At 64.8% G+C, this 16,245-nt stretch carries 13 protein-coding genes; 7 read left to right on the top strand and 6 right to left on the bottom strand.

Features of this window, described 5'->3' with window-relative positions; all coding sequences use genetic code 11:
* Window positions 1-107 precede the first annotated feature (107 nt).
* Complete coding sequence (locus tag ACVOLI_RS01065; protein WP_481533165.1) at window positions 108-1,919, bottom strand: monovalent cation:proton antiporter-2 (CPA2) family protein; 1,812 nt, start codon at window positions 1,917-1,919, stop codon at window positions 108-110.
* Window positions 1,920-2,245: 326 nt separating this feature from the next.
* Between ACVOLI_RS01065 and mgtE the strand changes: the two genes are divergently transcribed.
* From mgtE to ACVOLI_RS01050, 3 genes are all read left to right on the top strand, one after another.
* Window positions 2,246-3,616: a magnesium transporter gene (gene mgtE, locus ACVOLI_RS01060; RefSeq protein ID WP_481533164.1), complete on the top strand. Its 1,371-nt coding sequence runs from the start codon at window positions 2,246-2,248 to the stop codon at window positions 3,614-3,616.
* A gap of 381 nt (window positions 3,617-3,997) precedes the next feature.
* Complete coding sequence (locus ACVOLI_RS01055; RefSeq protein WP_481533163.1) at window positions 3,998-6,703, top strand: bifunctional acetate--CoA ligase family protein/GNAT family N-acetyltransferase; 2,706 nt, start codon at window positions 3,998-4,000, stop codon at window positions 6,701-6,703.
* Between the two features lie 248 nt (window positions 6,704-6,951).
* A complete protein-coding gene (locus ACVOLI_RS01050; RefSeq protein WP_481533162.1) occupies window positions 6,952-7,680 on the top strand; it encodes an alpha/beta fold hydrolase in 729 nt (242 codons plus the stop codon).
* 27 nt (window positions 7,681-7,707) lie between these two features.
* Here ACVOLI_RS01050 and ACVOLI_RS01045 read toward each other — a convergent pair whose 3' ends face one another.
* The gene (locus tag ACVOLI_RS01045) at window positions 7,708-8,595 is read right to left on the bottom strand and encodes an SDR family oxidoreductase (protein WP_481533161.1); all 888 of its coding nucleotides are present in this window, start codon (window positions 8,593-8,595) and stop codon (window positions 7,708-7,710) included.
* A gap of 118 nt (window positions 8,596-8,713) precedes the next feature.
* Between ACVOLI_RS01045 and ACVOLI_RS01040 the strand changes: the two genes are divergently transcribed.
* Window positions 8,714-9,631: a LysR family transcriptional regulator gene (locus ACVOLI_RS01040; RefSeq protein ID WP_481533160.1), complete on the top strand. Its 918-nt coding sequence runs from the start codon at window positions 8,714-8,716 to the stop codon at window positions 9,629-9,631.
* Window positions 9,632-9,711: 80 nt separating this feature from the next.
* Here ACVOLI_RS01040 and dkgB read toward each other — a convergent pair whose 3' ends face one another.
* Both dkgB and ACVOLI_RS01030 read right to left on the bottom strand, forming a co-directional pair.
* The gene (dkgB, locus tag ACVOLI_RS01035; RefSeq protein ID WP_481533159.1) at window positions 9,712-10,512 is read right to left on the bottom strand and encodes a 2,5-didehydrogluconate reductase DkgB; all 801 of its coding nucleotides are present in this window, start codon (window positions 10,510-10,512) and stop codon (window positions 9,712-9,714) included.
* Window positions 10,513-10,593: 81 nt separating this feature from the next.
* On the bottom strand, window positions 10,594-11,808 hold the full coding sequence (locus ACVOLI_RS01030) for an MFS transporter (RefSeq protein ID WP_481533158.1): 1,215 nt from the start codon (window positions 11,806-11,808) through the stop codon (window positions 10,594-10,596).
* A gap of 121 nt (window positions 11,809-11,929) precedes the next feature.
* Between ACVOLI_RS01030 and ACVOLI_RS01025 the strand changes: the two genes are divergently transcribed.
* Complete coding sequence (locus ACVOLI_RS01025; RefSeq protein ID WP_481533157.1) at window positions 11,930-12,835, top strand: LysR substrate-binding domain-containing protein; 906 nt, start codon at window positions 11,930-11,932, stop codon at window positions 12,833-12,835.
* A 266-nt stretch (window positions 12,836-13,101) separates the two neighbouring features.
* On the opposite strand, the gene ACVOLI_RS01020 is transcribed toward ACVOLI_RS01025, so the two are convergent.
* Together ACVOLI_RS01020 and ACVOLI_RS01015 are read right to left on the bottom strand one after the other, a co-directional pair.
* Window positions 13,102-13,389: a hypothetical protein gene (locus ACVOLI_RS01020; protein WP_481509538.1), complete on the bottom strand. Its 288-nt coding sequence runs from the start codon at window positions 13,387-13,389 to the stop codon at window positions 13,102-13,104.
* A 78-nt stretch (window positions 13,390-13,467) separates the two neighbouring features.
* The gene (locus tag ACVOLI_RS01015) at window positions 13,468-14,424 is read right to left on the bottom strand and encodes an aldo/keto reductase (RefSeq protein ID WP_282265992.1); all 957 of its coding nucleotides are present in this window, start codon (window positions 14,422-14,424) and stop codon (window positions 13,468-13,470) included.
* A 180-nt stretch (window positions 14,425-14,604) separates the two neighbouring features.
* On the opposite strand from ACVOLI_RS01015, the gene ACVOLI_RS01010 reads away from it, so the two are divergent.
* Window positions 14,605-15,462: a class I SAM-dependent methyltransferase gene (locus ACVOLI_RS01010; RefSeq protein WP_481533156.1), complete on the top strand. Its 858-nt coding sequence runs from the start codon at window positions 14,605-14,607 to the stop codon at window positions 15,460-15,462.
* Between the two features lie 149 nt (window positions 15,463-15,611).
* A complete protein-coding gene (locus tag ACVOLI_RS01005) occupies window positions 15,612-16,151 on the top strand; it encodes a pseudouridine synthase (protein ID WP_481533155.1) in 540 nt (179 codons plus the stop codon).
* The last annotated feature ends 94 nt before the right edge of the window (window positions 16,152-16,245 follow it).

The raw sequence follows: 16,245 nt of genomic DNA, 5'->3' as shown, positions 1-16,245 counted from the left end.
GCCGCTACATCATCAGATAGCAAAGCTGCCAAGGCCTTCAGCACCATCAGCTTCGCGGCTTACGCCGCTCCCACAGCGCGCACAGAACAACGCCAGCCCAGGCCGCTTCATTCCTTGTCGTTGGACGGCTTCACCGTCGTGCTGTCTGTCGCATCGGCCTCGAACAGATGCATCAGGTCGGCACGGGCATCGCGCGAGGTCTGCATCACCGCCACCTCGTCGTCGTAGACCAGATGCTGCGCCTTGAGCAGCGCTTCATCGTGCTCGCGGAAACGCTGCACGTGGTCGCGCGCGACATTTTCCGGGAAGCCGAGCGCGGTCAGTACACGCTCGCTGGCTTCAAGACTGGAGCCGAATACCTCGCGGAACGGTTCGGCCGACATGTCCAGCAGCTTCCACGCGTGCTGGCGGTTGCGCGCACGCGCCAGCACCGTCGCCTTGGGATACATGCGCCGCACCAGCCGCACCGCACGCAGATTGGTGTCTGGGTCGTCCATCGCCATCACGAACACGCGGATGTGCTCGGCCCCGGCTGCGCGCAGCAGATCGGGGCGGGTTGGGTCGCCGTAGTAGAGCTGGTTGCCGAAGCGGCGCAGGTCCTTGACCGTGTCAGGGTCGGCTTCCAGCGCAACAAAGGGAATGCGCTGTGCGGTCAGCAGACGACCGACGATCTGGCCGAAGCGGCCCATGCCGGCAATCAATACCTGCGGTCGCTGCGCGCCGGCATCCTTCAGCGTTTCATCCGGCTCGGGTTGCGCAGGACGCACAGGCGGCTTGAGCTGCAACGTGCGTTGCAGGGCGAGCAGCAGCAAGGGCGTGATCGCCATCGACAGGCTGACTACCGCCACCAGCCGGTCGTGATTGATCCGCCCAAGCAGATGCGCACGCTCGGCTTCGTTGAACACCACGAAGGCGAACTCGCCGCCCAGCCACAACACGCTGCCAAGCATCAGCGCATTGCGCAGCGACAGGCGTGCGGCCAGGCCCAGCGCGATCAGGATGGAGAACTTCACCGCCAGCAGGATGGCCACGCCCAGCGCGATGATCTCGGGTTCGGCGGCAACCCGCTTCAGGTCGATGCCCATGCCAACGGCGATGAAGAACAGACCAAGCAGCAGACCTTTGAACGGCTCGATCTGCGATTCGATCTCGTGACGGAACTCGGAATCGGCCAGCAATACACCGGCCACAAACGCGCCCAAGCTGGCGCTGAGCCCGGCCTCGGCCATGAACCAGGCTGTGCCCAGCACCACCAGCAGGGCGGTGGCGGTGAACACTTCCGGCATCCGCGTGCGGGCAACGATATTGAACAGCTGGCGCAGCATCGGCCGGCCGAGCACGATCACCAGCATCAGCGCGCCGAGGGCGATGGAGGCATCCTGCCAGCTCAGGGTTTCGTTCTTGACCCCGCCCAGCAAGGGGATGGCCGCCAGCAAGGGGATGGCAACCAGATCCTGGAACAGCAGGATGGCAAAGCCGAGCCGACCGTAGTCGGTATTGAGTGCCTTGTGCTCGGACAGCAGCTGCAGGCCAACTGCGGTGGAGGACAAGGCCAGCGCGGTGCCGATCACCAACGCGCTCTTCCACGAGAAGTGATTGAGCAGCAGCAAGCCACCCAGCACCATCGCACTGAGCAGCACCTGCACCGTGCCGGCACCGAATACCGGCCGCCGCATCACCATCAGCCGCGACGGCGACAGTTCCAGCCCGATCACGAACAACAGCATCACCACGCCGATCTCGGCAGCATTGAGGATGCGGTCGGCGTCCTGCACGAAGCCCAGCACATGCGGCCCCAGCACCACGCCAGCGGCCAGGTAGCCCAGCACCGCGCCCAGCCCGAAGCGCTTGAATACCGGCACGGCGATGACCGCCGCCAGCAGCAGTACCAAGGCTAATTCGAGACCGGTGCCATGCATTTGAAGGGATTCCTTGATTGATTCAGCTGACCGGTCGGGCAGCTGCCTACCGAGGATTTCACATTATGCGGACTGTGCCGTGAGTGAATGCGAACAGCAGCCCTCCATTGGCGGGATGCAGCGGTGCAGGCTTGACCCCGTCGGCCAACAGGACCAGACTCGCGCCGCTGGCGGTAGAGCCGCGCAGCACCTTTCCGGAGTCCAACCCATGTCCAGCGACAGTAGAAGTCGATCGCGATCGTCGACACCAGCGACGGCAACCGCCTGACAGGGCTGGTTCGCCCTGTGCTGGCGTTGCGGTCGCAATCCAGAACAGGCGAATCAACATGAACCAGAAGCAATTTCTGCGGCCAGTCGTGGACGCAGCCACGCTGAGCGCGCCCTTGGCCGATTACAACACCGCCGACGCGGTGGAGTATCTCAACGCCCTGCCATTGCCACTTGCGGCCAATACCCTGGCGGCATTGTCGTTGCCGCGTGCGGTCAAACTGCTGGAAGCCCCTGAGCTGCAACATGCGGGTGAACTGATCGCGGCGTTGCCGCCGGCCCGCGCCGCGGCCCTGCTGGGGCTGATGGCCGACGACCGTGCCACCGATATCGTCCATGAGCTGGATGATGCCGAGCGCGCGCGGCTGATCCCGCTGCTGGCGCCGGAGGCGCGGCGCTCGATCCAGCTGCTGCTGAGCTATCCGCCCAACACCGCCGGTGCCTTGATGACCACCGAGTTCGTCGGCGTGCCGGCAGACTGGACGGTGGCGCAGACCCTGCAGCACATCCGCGAAGTGGAGCGCAGCCGCGAGACGGTCTACGCCATCTATGTGCTGGACCCGCAGACCCGCCAGCTGCAGCAGGTGGTGACCATGCGGCGGCTGATCACCGGCGAGCCCGGGGATTCGATCCTGGCCGTCGCCCAGGTCAATCCGCCGGTGACGGTGGATGCCTTGCTCGACCAGGAAGAGGTGGCGCAGCTGATCCGCCGCCACGACCTGCTGGCGATCCCGGTGGTGGATGCCCAGCAGCAGATGCTGGGGATCGTCACCGTCGACGACATCCTCGATGCGCTGATCGATGAATCCACCGAGGACGTGCACAAGTTCGGCGGCGTGGAAGCCCTGGACAAGCCGTACATGCAGATCGGCTTCCTGGAGATGCTGCGCAAGCGCGCCGGCTGGTTGAGCGTGCTGTTCCTCGGCGAGATGCTCACCGCCAGCGCCATGCAGCACTACGAGGACGAGCTGGCGCGTGCGGTGGTGCTGACCTTGTTCATTCCGCTGATCATGAGCTCAGGCGGCAACTCCGGCTCACAGGCGACCTCGCTGCTGATCCGCTCGCTGGCGTTGCGTGAACTGCGCCTGCGCGACTGGTGGAAGGTCGCGCTGCGCGAGCTGCCAACTGGCGTGGTGCTGGGTGCGATCCTCGGCACCTTGGCGATCATCCGCATCACCGTCTGGCAGCTGGCCGGCCTGCATGACTATGGCGAGCACTGGAAGCTGCTGGCGGTGACCATCGGCGCGGCGCTGATCGGCATCGTCACCTTCGGTTCCTTGTCGGGCTCGATGCTGCCGTTCGTGCTCAAGCGCCTGGGCTTCGATCCGGCCAGCGCCTCGGCCCCGTTCGTGGCAACGCTGGTGGATGTCACCGGCCTGGTGATCTATTTCAGCATCGCCGCAATGATCCTGGGCGGCACGCTGCTCTGAATGTAGTGCCGAGGCATGCTCGGCAGGGGCTTTACCCGTAGAGGGGGACCTGTAGTGCCGAGCCATGCTCGGCAGGGGCGTTGCCCGTAGAGAGGGACCTGTAGTGCCGAGCCATGCTCGGCAAGGGCTCTACCGGCAAACCCAACGGCAAATGCAGAAGCCACCCCTCCCCAACCCTCCCCTTGGCTACGCCAAAGGGAGGGGGCTGAGCCTGTCTCCCTCCCTTGCGCGCAGCGCCGGGGAGGGCCGGGGAGGGGTGCTCTTTGCAGCAATCAAGGCCACTCCCCGCCAACATTCCCAAACACCCCACTTTGATCCAACGCAGCCCACCCAGCACCGCAGCCGTGTACCTTTGACCCGGTACCCGCAACAGGCGTCGCAATGAGCACCTATCACCTGCAGACCGTATTCCGCCCCCGCTCGGTGGCAGTGATTGGCGGCAGCCCACGCGATCGTTCCGCCGGCCGCGCGGTGATCCGCAACCTGCGCGCCGGCGGCTTCGCCGGGCAGATTGGCTGGGTCAGCCCGCGCTATGCCGAAATCGACGGCATGCGCACGGTCAAGAAGCTCAAGGACCTGCCGTGGATTCCGGACCTGGTGGTCATCACCGTGCCGGCAACGCTGTTGCCGCAGGTCGTCAGCCAGGCCGCCGAACTGGGCGTGGCCGCCGCCATCATCCTCACTTCCGGCCTGGGCAAGGGACCGGGCTCGCTGGCCGCACAGGTGGAAGCCGCCGCGCGGCCCAAGGGCATGCGCGTGCTCGGTCCGCATTGCCTGGGCGTCATCGCGCCGCATGCACGGCTCAACGCCAGCATCGCCGCACACACACCGCAGGCCGGCGATCTGGCGCTGATTTCCGAATCCAGCGCGATTGCTGCTGCGCTGGTGGAATGGGGCGTGGCGCGCTCGGTCGGCTTCTCGGCGGTGGTATCGCTGGGCGATGCGCTGGACGTCGACTTCGGCGACCTGCTCGATTACTTCGCCAGCGATTACCGCACCCGCGCCATCCTGCTCTACGTCGACCAGATCAGTGACGCACGCAAGTTCATGTCCGCCGCTCGTGCCGCCGCCCGCGCAAAGCCCGTGGTGGTGGTCAAATCCGGGCGCAAGCCGCGCGGCAGCGCAGAGGTGGTTACCACCCATTCGCAGGCGTTGGCCGATTCCGATGCGGTCTACGGCGCGGCCTTCAACCGCGCTGGCCTGCTGCGGGTGAATGCACTGGACGAGTTGTTCACCGCCGCCGAAACACTGGGCCGGCTTGGCACCTTCCCGGGTCGCCGTTTGGCCATCCTCAGCAATGGCGGCGGTGTTGGCCGGCTGGCCGTGGATCAGCTGCAGGCGCTCGGCGGCAGCCTGGCCGAGCTGTCACCAGCCACCGTCGAGCTGCTGGACCAGGCCTTGCCGCAGGGCTGGTCGCGCGACAATCCGGTCGACATCGTGGTCGATGCCGATGGCGGCCGTTACGCCTCGGCGATTGAAGCGCTGCTGTCCGACGATGCCAACGACGCGGTGCTGGTCATCAACGTACCGACTGCGTTCACTTCTTCGGCAGAAGCCGCGCAGGCGCTGACCACCACGCTCGGGCAGCGCTCGCGGCAGCTGCGCGACAAGCCGGTGTTCGCGGTATGGCTGGGCAATGACGACCGCGCCACGGTTACCCTCAACACCGCCCGCGTGCCGACCTATCCAACCGAAGCCGATGCCGTGCGCGGCTTCCAGCATCTGGTGCGTTACCGCGAGGCGCAGACCGCGCTGATGGAAACGCCACCCAGCCTGCCGGCGGATTTCGTGGTGGACGTGCCAGCCGCACGCGCGCTGGTCGAAGCGGCGCTGGCCAATGATCAGCAATGGCTGGACCCGGTGGCGACGCACAAGTTGCTGCAGGCCTACGGCATTCCGTCGTTGGAAGTGATGGTCGCGCGTGATCCGCACGAAGCGATGGATCTGGCCCAGCCGCTGCTGGAGCAGGGCATGAGCGTGGCGGTGAAGATTCTCTCGCCGGACATCCCGCACAAATCCGAAATCGATGGCGTGCGCTTGAACCTTGGCAGCCTGCGCGCGGTGCAGTCCGCGGCGACCACCATCCTGCAGCGTGCCCGCGAGAAGCGTCCGCAGGCCCGCATCGAGGGTGTGCTGGTGCAACCCAGCCTGACCCGGCCCAAGGCGCGCGAGCTGATCGCCGGCATTGCCGATGATCCGGTGTTCGGGCCGGTAGTGGTGTTCGGCCGTGGTGGTACCGCAGTGGAGGTCATCGACGACAAGACCCTGGCGCTGCCGCCGCTGGATCTGCGGCTTGCCCATGAAGTAATTGGCCGTACCCGCGTCTCGCGCATCCTCAAGGCCTATGGCGATGTGCCAGCGGCGGACGAGCGCGCGGTGGCGATGGTGCTGGTCAAGCTGGCGCAGCTGGCGGCGGATATTCCGGAGATCCGCACGTTGGACCTCAATCCCCTGCTGGCCGATCGCAACGGCGTGATCGCCCTGGATGCGCGTGTGGCAATCACCCCGGTCAAGCGCCTGCACAAGGGCCGCGGCCACCCGCGTTTCGCGATCTTCCCGTATCCCAACGAGTGGGAACGCACGATCGATCTGTCCGACGGTGGCAAGGCGTTCATCCGCCCGGTGCGGCCGGAAGACGATGGCCTGTTCCGGGCATTCTTCGCGCGGGTCACCGACGATGACCTGCGTCTGCGCTTCTTCCAGTCGGTGAAGCATTTCAGCCACGAGTTCATCGCTCGCCTGACCCAGCTGGATTACGCGCGTTCCATCGCGCTGGTGGCGATCGATCCCAAGACCGGCGAGATGCTAGGCGCGGTGCGCCTGCATGCCGATGCCGATTACAACCGCGGCGAGTACGGCATCCTGATCCGCTCGGACCTGAAGGGTCACGGCATCGGCTGGAAGCTGATGCAGATCATGATCGAGTACGCCGGCTGGCTGGGTTTGAACGTTGTGGAAGGGCAGGTGCTGCGTGAGAACAGCACCATGCTGGCAATGTGCCAGAGCCTGGGCTTCAAGGTGAAGGCGGATCCGGATGATTCGACCATCATGAATGTGACGCTGCCGGTGGGTGAGGTTAAGAGTTGAGCGCTGAAGGCTAGGAGCCAAAGGCACCCCTCCCCAACCCTCCCCTGCGCTGCGCGCAAGGGAGGGGGCAGCTCGGCTCCCTCCCTTTGCCGCAGGCAAGGGGAGGGTTGGGGAGGGGGCTCTGCTTAGCTCCCTCCCTTGCGCATAGCGCAGGGGAGGGCTGGGGAGGGGTGCTTTGGCTCTGGCTTTGGCAGTTGCCCAACCCCACCCCTCACCCCCAAACCACCCCAAGGCGCGACAATAGCGCCATGCAAACGAACCAAGACCCAGCAGCCAGGACCCCGCTGCTACTGCTGCCCGGCCTGCTCAACGACGCCACGCTGTGGCAGGCCCAGCTCGAAGCACTCGCCGACATCGCCGATTGCCAGGTCGGCGACCTCACCCAGCAAACCACCATGCGTGCCGTCGCCGAAGACGTACTGGCCAAGGCACCCGCACAGTTCGCCCTGGCCGGCTTCTCCCTCGGCGGTTACGTCGCCCAGGAAATCCTGCGCATCGCCCCGCAGCGGGTGTTGAAACTGGCGCTGCTGGATACCTCGTTCAAACCCGACTCACCCGAGCGCGCCGCACAACGCCTGGCACAGCAGAACAGCGTCCGCCTGCCCGGCACCTTCCATGGTTTCGGCGACAAGCTGATGCGCAGCTACATCGATGCATCGCGGCTGGAGGATCATGCGCTGGTGGATACCGTGCGCAGCATGACCGCACGCCTCGGCGCGGAAGTATTCCTGCGCCAAAGCCAGCTGCAACGTGCAGATGGCAGCGAGGTCCTGCGTGCCTGGCAGGGCCCGGCCTTGATCATCTGCGGGCGTAACGATGCGATCACGCCGCTGTCGGTCAGCGAGCAGATGGCCGCATTGATTCCGCAATCACGCCTGGTGATGATCGAGGACTGCGGCCATCTCGCGCCGTTGGAAAAGCCCGCGGAAGTGAGCGCAGCGCTGCGTGCATGGTTGCTGCAGGCTACGGGTGACTAGTCCCGACAAACGGCTGAGCCGCGCAGTTCAGTACGCAAACGCATCACGGTGTTTGCGGATGAACTCCGCCCAGCGCACCGGCTCGCGGCCGGTGATGGCGGGGAAGTTGTCGAAGGTGGCTTCAATGCCCGGCACGCGTCGCTCGGCGACACGCTGGAAGTTGTCGCGTACGCAGTTCATGTAAGCCATCTCGGCGCCGGCCGCGCGCATGTCCTCCAGGAACACATCCGGGCTCAGCGCCTCGTAGCGGAATGGTTGGCCAAGCAGCTCCGTCATCAGCGCGGCAACCTCGCCATAGGACTTGGCGTCGTAGCCCAGCCGATAGGTCTGCCCGGCATGTCGTTGCGGCCACGCCAGCACCTGTGCGGCGACCGCGGCGACATCATCGCCATCGACCCAGCTGAAGCGCGCATCGCCGGTGTATTGGCGGATGACGCCGTTGACCACGGCGCGGGTGCCGTCGTAGCTCAGCAGGTTCTGCATGAAGGCTTCCGGCCTGAGATGGGTGAACGAAAAGCCATGCCACTCGATATAGCGTTCCACCAGTTGGTGCCAGGCCCAATGCCCGATGCTGGCGTCATCACCGCCGCAGGCACCCAGGTGCACCACATGCTGTACGCCGGCCTGCTTGGCTGCATCGAGGAAAACCTTGCTCTGGCGCAGCATGTCCACGCTGTAGCCGGTGACCAGGAATACGCGGTCAATGCCCTGCAGCGCAGGCAGCAGCGTGTCTTCCTTGTCGAAATCCAGCAGCACTGTGCGGATTCCCTGTGCCTCCAGCGCGGCGGCTTTGGCTGGAGAGCGCACGGCCGCGACCGGCGTTACCGCATCTTCCAACAATAGGTTTCTCAAGGTCTCGGCGCCGATCTGACCGGTAGCGCCGGTGACAAGGACGGTGGGGCGTTGCTGGCTCATTGCTGCCTTGGATGCTTGATAGAAAAGGACGCCCAGCCTATCGTGGAGCCACATTCCGTTCCGCGACGGTTTTTACCGGTTTTACGGAACCTGATTCTTCAATAGCGAAGCCTGCCGCATGCACCCCTCCGAACGCCTGAAAGGCCTCGACGTCTTCGTCTGTGTTGCTGACGCTGGCAGCTTCACTGCAGCTGCGGAGCGGTTGCACCTCACCGCCTCGGCGGTTGGCAAGTCGATTGCGCGATTGGAAGAACGATTGGGTCGCACGTTGTTCCATCGCACCACGCGGCGCATGTCACTTACCGAGGCCGGCATCGCCTTCCACCGGACCTGCACGGAAGTGCTGACGAACCTGGAGGAGGCCGAGGTGGCGCTGAGGGCTGAGGATGACGAGCCAAGTGGACGAGTGCGAATTGATCTGCCGGCCGCATTCGGCCGCTTGCAGGCCTTGCCGATCATCCTGGGTTTTGCCCAGGCCTATCCGCTCACTCGGCCGCAGGTGTCGTTCTCTGACCGCTTCATCGATCCGGTCGAGGACGGTGTCGATATCATCGTGCGCATCGGTGGACCCGATGCGTGGTCGTCGCTGGTCGAGCATCGACTGCTGGGCCATGAGCAGCACGTGTTCTGTGCGGCCCCCGCCTATCTTGCCGCGCATGGGGTGCCGGCAGCGCGTGAGGATCTGCTGGCGCATCGCTGCATCGCCTACGGACGCGCCGATGGCTCGGTCAGCCCGTGGCGCTTCGCAGCCGCAATGCCAGGCGAAGTAGAGCTGCAGATGATGCCGGCTCCGCTGGTAGTGGGAGATGGTGAAGGGCAGGTCACCGCTGCGCTGGTTGGCAGCGGCATCGTGCAGCTGCCTACCTGGTTGGTACGCAGTCATCTTGAGGATGGCGCGTTGGTGGAAGTGCTGCCTCATCTGGCTAGCCAGGGCCTGCCGCTCAGCTTGGCCTGGATGAAAAGTCGGCGTCAGCTGCCCACGGTCAGCCTGTTGCTGGAAACGCTGGTTGAGGGCTTGGCGCCGCGTATCCGCTAGTTGCGCCACAATCGCAGCATCATCGACCGATGGCGGGCAGGTAGCACCAGCCCGCCATGGCTTTACTCAGCAACCGCGCTTCAATCCCAGGCCGGGGCGATACCCGGATTGGCCACGCGCTCACCCCGATCCAGCTCCGCGATCCGTGCCATGTCCTCGGCATCCAGCCGCAGCTGCGCCGCCTGCAGGTTGCCGGCCAGGTTTTCGCGCTTGGTCGACGACGGAATCACCGCATAGCCCTGCTGCAGCGCCCATGCCAACGCGACCTGTGCGGTGCTTGCCTGGTGCTTGTCGGCAATGGCCTGGATCACCGGGTCCTTCAGCACCGCGCCATAGGCTAGGCTCATGAACGCGGTGACATGGATGCCCTGCTCGCGCAGGTAGGCGATCAATGCACGGTTCTGCAGATAGGGATGCACTTCGATCTGGTTGGTGGCGATGGCATCGGCGCCGAGGATGGCGATGGCCTGGCGGGTCAGGTCGATGGTGAAGTTGGAAACACCAATCGCCTTGGTCAAACCCAACGCCTTGGCTTCACGCAATGCACCGAGGAACTCGGCCATCGGCACTTCGTCCTTGGGCGAGGGCCAATGGATCAGCGTCAGGTCGACGTGATCGGTGCGCAGCTTGCGCAGGCTCTCGCGCAGGCTGGCCAGCAGGTCATCGTGGTGGAAGTTGCTGATCCAGATCTTGGTGGTCAGGAACAGCTGCTCGCGCGGCACCGTGCCGCTGGCGATTGCCGCGCCCAGATCGGCCTCGTTTTCGTAGATCTGCGCGGTGTCGAAAGCACGGTAGCCAAGGTCCAGTGCGTTGTGCACGGAGTCGGTGAGTACCTGATCCTTGAGGCGATAGGTGCCAAGGCCAATAGCGGGAATAGTCATTCAAATCTCCAGAAACTCGCGCATACAGGCTACGCCGTGCAGCGCGAACGAAAACCCAAGGGGAAGTAACAGCGTGTTCCGTCAATGCGCGCTGACGGCGATGCCTTCGGCGCGCACATCCATTCCGTCGCGGCGATCCAGGCGGCCACTGAGTACAGTCAGTGCCAATGCACCCAGCACCACCAGCGCGCCGATCCACGGCGTATGCATCAGGCCGATGTGATCGACCACCAGGCCGCCGAGTGATGCACCCAGTGCGATGCCGATGTTGAAGGCGGCGATGTTCAGGCCGGAGGCGACATCGGTTGCCTGCGGCACGAAGCGCTGTGCCTGCTTGACCACGTACACCTGCAGGCCCGGCACATTGCCAAATGCCACCGCACCCAACGCCAGCACGGTCAGCAGCACCAGCCAGCGGTTGTAGGCGGTGAAGGTGAGCACCAGCAACACCAGCGCGAGCAGGCCGAAGATCAAGGTCAATGCAGGAATCGGACCGCGACGGTCAGCCAGTCGCCCGCCCCACAGATTGCCTATGGCCACCGATACGCCGTACACCAGCAGCACCGCGCTCACCGCATTGGCCGAGAAGCCGCTGACGTCCTGCAGGATCGAGGCGAGGAAGGTGAAGGACAGGAAGGTGCCGCCATAGCCCAACGCGGTCATTGCATAGACCAGTAACAGGCGCGGCTGCGCCAGCACGGCGAACTGCTGGCCGAACGTGGCCGGCGCGCTGCGCGGCAGGTCGCGTGGCACGAACAGCAGGCTGCCGAGCAGGGCGATCACGCCCAAGGCAGCGACGGCGAGGAAGGTCGCACGCCAGCCCAGGTGCTGGCCGATGAAGGTGCCCAGCGGCACGCCGGTCACCAGCGCCACCGTCAACCCGGTGAACATGATCGCGATCGCGCTGGCGGCCTTGTCCTTGGGCACCACCGAGGTGGCGATGATCGAGCCGATCGAGAAGAACACGCCGTGGGCAAGTCCGGTCAGCACCCGCGCCACGATCAGCGAGCCATAGCCGGGTGCCATCCACGCAATCAGGTTGCCGACGGTGAACAACAGCATCAGGGCGACCAGCAAGGCCTTGCGTGGCACCCGTCCGGTCAAAGCGGTGAGTACCGGCGCGCCCACGGCAACGCCCAGCGCATACAGGGAAACCAGCAGGCCGGCCGAGGGCAGGCTGACGTGCAGGTCGGCGGCAATGGTCGGGATCAGCCCGACGATGACGAATTCGGTGGTGCCGATGGCGAACGCACCCAGCGTCAGCGCCAGCAAGGCAAGGGGAATTCCGCGTGACATGGGCGAATCCTTGGAAAGGGCTGCGCAGTCTGACGGTGGAATTCTTGCTGAAAAATACGGTTTCCCACCAATTACTATTGATTTAAAGTCAACAATATTCCATCGCCATCTGGCCGCCCTCATGAAAACCACCCTGGATGAAATGCAGGCCTTCATCGCGGTGATCGATACCGGCTCGATCACCGCTGCGGCCGAGCAGCTGGGCCAGACCACCTCGGGCGTCAGCCGGGCGCTGGGGCGGCTGGAAGAGAAGCTCGGCACCACCTTGCTGACCCGCACCACCCGCCGCCTGCAGCTCACCGATGAAGGCGAAGCCTTCCTTGCCCAGGCCCGGGCCATCGTCGCCTCGGTGGATGCCGCCGAAGAGCAGATCGCCGCGCGCCGGGGCACGCCGTCCGGGCGGTTGCGGGTGGATGCGGCGATGCCGTTCATGCTGCACGTGATCGCGCCGCTGGTGGCGGGCTACCGCGCTCGGTTCCCGCAGGTGGCGCTGGAACTCAACAGCAGCGAGCGCTACATCGACCTGCTGGAACGGCGCACCGACGTGGCGATCCGCATTGGTCCGCTGGCGGACTCCACCCTGCATGCCCGGCCCTTGGGTCACAGCCGCCTGCGTGTACTGGCCAGCCCGGCCTACCTGCAGCAGCACGGCACACCGAAGAACGTGGCGCAGCTGCAGGGGCACACCTTGCTGGGCTTCAACGAACCGGATTCGCTGAATCATTGGCCATTGCAGGGTGACGACGGCGAGCGCCTGCACGTGCGACCCGCATTGGCGGTATCCAGCGGTGAGATCCTGCACCGGCTGGCCCTGGAAGGCGTGGGCATCGTCTGCCTGTCCGACTTCCTCACCGAAGCGGCGCGTGCGCGTGGCGAGCTGGTGCAGGTGTTGCCGAAACTGACCTTGGATGCGCGCCAACCGATCCACGCCGTGTATTACCGCAACACTGCGGTATCAGCACGCATCAGCTCGTTCCTGGATTACCTCGCTGACGCAATAGCACAACCGGTTGTGGGAGCGGCGTAAGCCGCGAAGCAGACATCGTCAAAACCAATGGCATGCATGTGATCCGATGAACTTCGGGTGTGGCGGTTCTCGTCGATCGGGGCTGCCGGGAAGGCTCCTGCCGAGCATGGCTCGGCACTACGGGTACGGCGGGTCGCGGCGTGCCTTCGCTCCCTCCCTTTGGCGAAGCCAAGGGGAGGGTTGGGGAGGGGTAGGCTCTTCAGCTTCCGACGTTGCAGTAGCTTCGCGGCTGACGCCGCTCCCACAAAAGCCGACCACAAAGACCTTCAATGCTGCTGGGCATGATGCCAGGCATGGCGCACCAGCCAACGTGCCTCGTCCCAGGAAACCGCCAACGCCGGGCTATGCCGGTGGTAGCTGTCCTGCAGCACTTTGTAGAGCTGTTCTTCGTTGGCGCGTGGATATGCCTGATAGACGTCGTAGCCCATTTCCAGCAGGCGCTGGTAGTGGTCGAAATCGTGTTGGCCAAGATGGCCGATGGCATGCACGCCGCGCCAGTAAGTCAGTTCGGCGTGGCGATCGATGCTGCGCTGGGCTGTAGGTGCGGTCTGCATGGGTAGCACTCCGTTCGCGGTCTACCCCCTGTTCGGCCGATGCTACGACGCGAGCAGGGGGTGCGCAACTCGCCCAATTCAGCTTTCAGCGCTGGCTGCATCCAACTGTGCGACCTGCGCTGGGCTCAAGCCAAGCTGCGCTGCAGCCAGCACTTCCTGCAGCTGCTGCACGCTGGTGGCACTGACGATGGGCGCGGTGATGCCCGGGCGTGCGATCAGCCATGCCAACGCCACCTGTGCCGGCGTCGCCTTGTGGCTGGCGGCCACATCATCCAGCGCCTGCAGAATGCGCAGGCCACGCGGGTTGAGGTAGCGATCAGCGACCTTCGCGCCGCGTGCGGCGCTCTTGCCCACGTCATCGGCGCTGCGGTACTTGCCAGTGAGAAAACCACTGGCCAGCGAGTAATAGCTGATCACGCCGATGCCGTGTTCGCGCGCCAGCGGCTCCAGCTCTGCCTCGTAGCCACTGCGGTCGTAGAGGTTGTATTCCGGCTGCAGGGTTTCGTAGCGCGGCAGGTGATAGTCGGCGGACACCTTGAGCGCATCACGCAGGCGCTCGGCGCTGTAGTTGGACGCACCAATCGCGCGCACCTTGCCCGCCTCGATCAGCCGCGCGAACGCACCCAGGCTTTCTTCCAGTGGCACCGACTCATCGTCTTCATGCGCCTGGTACAGATCGATCACATCGGTCTGCAGCCGACGCAGCGAATCCTCGACCGCTTCATTGATGTTGTCAGCCGACAGGCCCGGATGCTCGGCCCACTTCGCAACCTTGGTGGCGATCACCACCTTGTCGCGCTTGCCGCTGCGCTGCAGCCAGCGGCCGATGATGGTCTCCGATTCGCCGCCGCGGTTGCCCGGCACCCATGCCGGATAGACATCGGCGGTATCGATCAGGTTGAAGCCGGCATCGACGAAGGCATCGAGCAGGCCAAAGGATGTCTTCTCATCGGCACTCCAGCCGAAAACGTTGCCACCAAAAGCGATGGGGCTGACATGGAGACCCGAGCGGCCAAGTTCGCGTGACTGGGGCATGCGTTGCTCCTTTGTTGTTCAGTTCAACAGCATAGACGGCATGCGTTCCAATTCCGTGGCAAGGTCGTGAATACAGCGTTCCGTGCGCCGCTCTCACGCTAACGGGATGTGAACATTTACATGCTGCATTGCACTTGCAGCCGCGTGCTAGGCTCGCGGTTTCAATCGACGGAATTCCGCATGAAGAAGCCTGCCCCGCTGCTGTGTGCCTGTCTGCTGGCGCTTGCCAGCACCCTGTCTGCCGGCACTGCGCTGGCCCATGAAGCCGCTGCCAGCACTGCTGACGCACAGGTGTCGCCGCAGCTGCAGGCTGCCATTGCCGGCAGCTGGCGCACGCCCGCTAATGTGTTGCGCGACGAATACCGTCACCCGGCACAGACGCTTGCGTTCTTTGGTCTGCAACCGACGCAGACGGTCATCGAAATTACACCCGGCGGCGGCTGGTATTCCGAGATTCTTGCACCCTTTCTGCGCGATGGCGGCAAGTACGTTGCCGCCGTTGTTGACCCGGCTGCATTGCCGGCCGGCGGCGGTCGCGATTACCAGCAGCGCTCGCGCGATGGCCTGAGCAAGAAGTTCGCCGCGTCCCCGGCCCAGTTCGATCGCGCCACCGAGGTCGCCTACGATCCGGCGGCCCCGGTGCTGGGCGCACCGGGCTCGGCGGACCTGGTGCTGACCTTCCGCAATGTCCACAACTGGCGTTCCTCCGGGCAGGCCGAAGGCATGTTCAAGGCCTTCTTTGACGTGCTCAAGCCAGGCGGCACCCTGGGTGTGGTCGAGCACCGTGCCAAGGCTGACGTGCCGGCCGATGACGGCAGCGGCTATGTTGGTCAGGCGCAGATAATCGCCATGGCCGAGGCCGCCGGCTTCAAGCTGGCTGGCAGCAGCGAGGTCAATGCCAACCCGCGCGATACCAAGGACTACCCCAAAGGCGTGTGGACGCTGCCGCCGTCCAACAGCCACGATGCTGCAGATGCCGCCAAGTACAAGGCCATCGGTGAAAGCGACCGCATGACGCTGCGCTTCGTGAAGCAGTAACTGCGCAGGAGTAGGGCTTGGAGACGGGAGGGTGAGACAATGTGCGGCCATGCTGTTGGCCGCACGGCCCTCAACCCGGCGCGCGACGGACGGTCGCCGCGCGCAACCAGCAATGCCTCTTCAATCTACCTCCCGAATACCCGCAATACATGCTCATCGCTTTCAACAAGCCCTTCAACGTGCTGTGTCAGTTCACCGACCGCAGCCAGCCGCCGCGCGCGACCCTGGCCGGCTTTGGCCTGCCGCCGAACGTGTATGCGGCGGGCCGCCTGGACTACGACAGCGAAGGCCTGCTGCTGCTCACCGATGATGGCAATCTCGCCCATCGTCTGACCGACCCACGCCACAAGCAGCCCAAAACCTATTGGGTGCAGGTTGAGGGCGTGCCAACCGAAGAGAAGCTGCAGGCGCTGCGTGATGGCGTGCAGCTCAACGATGGACCAACCCTGCCTGCGCGCGTTGAATTGATGCCGGCGGCACCAGCGCTGTGGGAGCGCGACCCGCCCGTGCGTTTCCGCAAGACCGTGCCGGACAGTTGGCTGGCAATCACCCTGCGCGAAGGGCGCAACCGCCAGGTGCGACGGATGACGGCTGCGGTCGGCTTGCCGACACTGCGATTGGTGCGGGCGGTGATGGGGCCCTATGCCCTGGAAGGACTTCAGCCGGGGCAGTGGCGCCAGGTAGGTTGATCTGCGGTGAATGCGCTCAACCCGCATTGTCGCCGGATCCGCTTTGCCGAGATGTGGTGCGATAGGCGACAGGACCTGGTTCGCAAGCACCTTG

The sequence above is a fragment of the Stenotrophomonas sp. STEN029 genome (assembly GCF_056760015.1).
Note: the sequence above shows the minus strand (reverse complement) of the source record. Positions and strands in the feature narration are given on the sequence as shown.

What these genes read in the sequence shown, in the direction of transcription:
- ACVOLI_RS01065 (WP_481533165.1), bottom strand. Translation starts at nt 1,919, where the DNA reads ATGCATGGCACCGGTCTCGAATTAGCCTTGGTACTGCTGCTGGCGGCG.
- mgtE (WP_481533164.1), top strand. Translation starts at nt 2,246, where the DNA reads ATGAACCAGAAGCAATTTCTGCGGCCAGTCGTGGACGCAGCCACGCTG.
- ACVOLI_RS01055 (WP_481533163.1), top strand. Translation starts at nt 3,998, where the DNA reads ATGAGCACCTATCACCTGCAGACCGTATTCCGCCCCCGCTCGGTGGCA.
- ACVOLI_RS01050 (WP_481533162.1), top strand. Translation starts at nt 6,952, where the DNA reads ATGCAAACGAACCAAGACCCAGCAGCCAGGACCCCGCTGCTACTGCTG.
- ACVOLI_RS01045 (WP_481533161.1), bottom strand. Translation starts at nt 8,595, where the DNA reads ATGAGCCAGCAACGCCCCACCGTCCTTGTCACCGGCGCTACCGGTCAG.
- ACVOLI_RS01040 (WP_481533160.1), top strand. Translation starts at nt 8,714, where the DNA reads ATGCACCCCTCCGAACGCCTGAAAGGCCTCGACGTCTTCGTCTGTGTT.
- dkgB (WP_481533159.1), bottom strand. Translation starts at nt 10,512, where the DNA reads ATGACTATTCCCGCTATTGGCCTTGGCACCTATCGCCTCAAGGATCAG.
- ACVOLI_RS01030 (WP_481533158.1), bottom strand. Translation starts at nt 11,808, where the DNA reads ATGTCACGCGGAATTCCCCTTGCCTTGCTGGCGCTGACGCTGGGTGCG.
- ACVOLI_RS01025 (WP_481533157.1), top strand. Translation starts at nt 11,930, where the DNA reads ATGAAAACCACCCTGGATGAAATGCAGGCCTTCATCGCGGTGATCGAT.
- ACVOLI_RS01020 (WP_481509538.1), bottom strand. Translation starts at nt 13,389, where the DNA reads ATGCAGACCGCACCTACAGCCCAGCGCAGCATCGATCGCCACGCCGAA.
- ACVOLI_RS01015 (WP_282265992.1), bottom strand. Translation starts at nt 14,424, where the DNA reads ATGCCCCAGTCACGCGAACTTGGCCGCTCGGGTCTCCATGTCAGCCCC.
- ACVOLI_RS01010 (WP_481533156.1), top strand. Translation starts at nt 14,605, where the DNA reads ATGAAGAAGCCTGCCCCGCTGCTGTGTGCCTGTCTGCTGGCGCTTGCC.
- ACVOLI_RS01005 (WP_481533155.1), top strand. Translation starts at nt 15,612, where the DNA reads ATGCTCATCGCTTTCAACAAGCCCTTCAACGTGCTGTGTCAGTTCACC.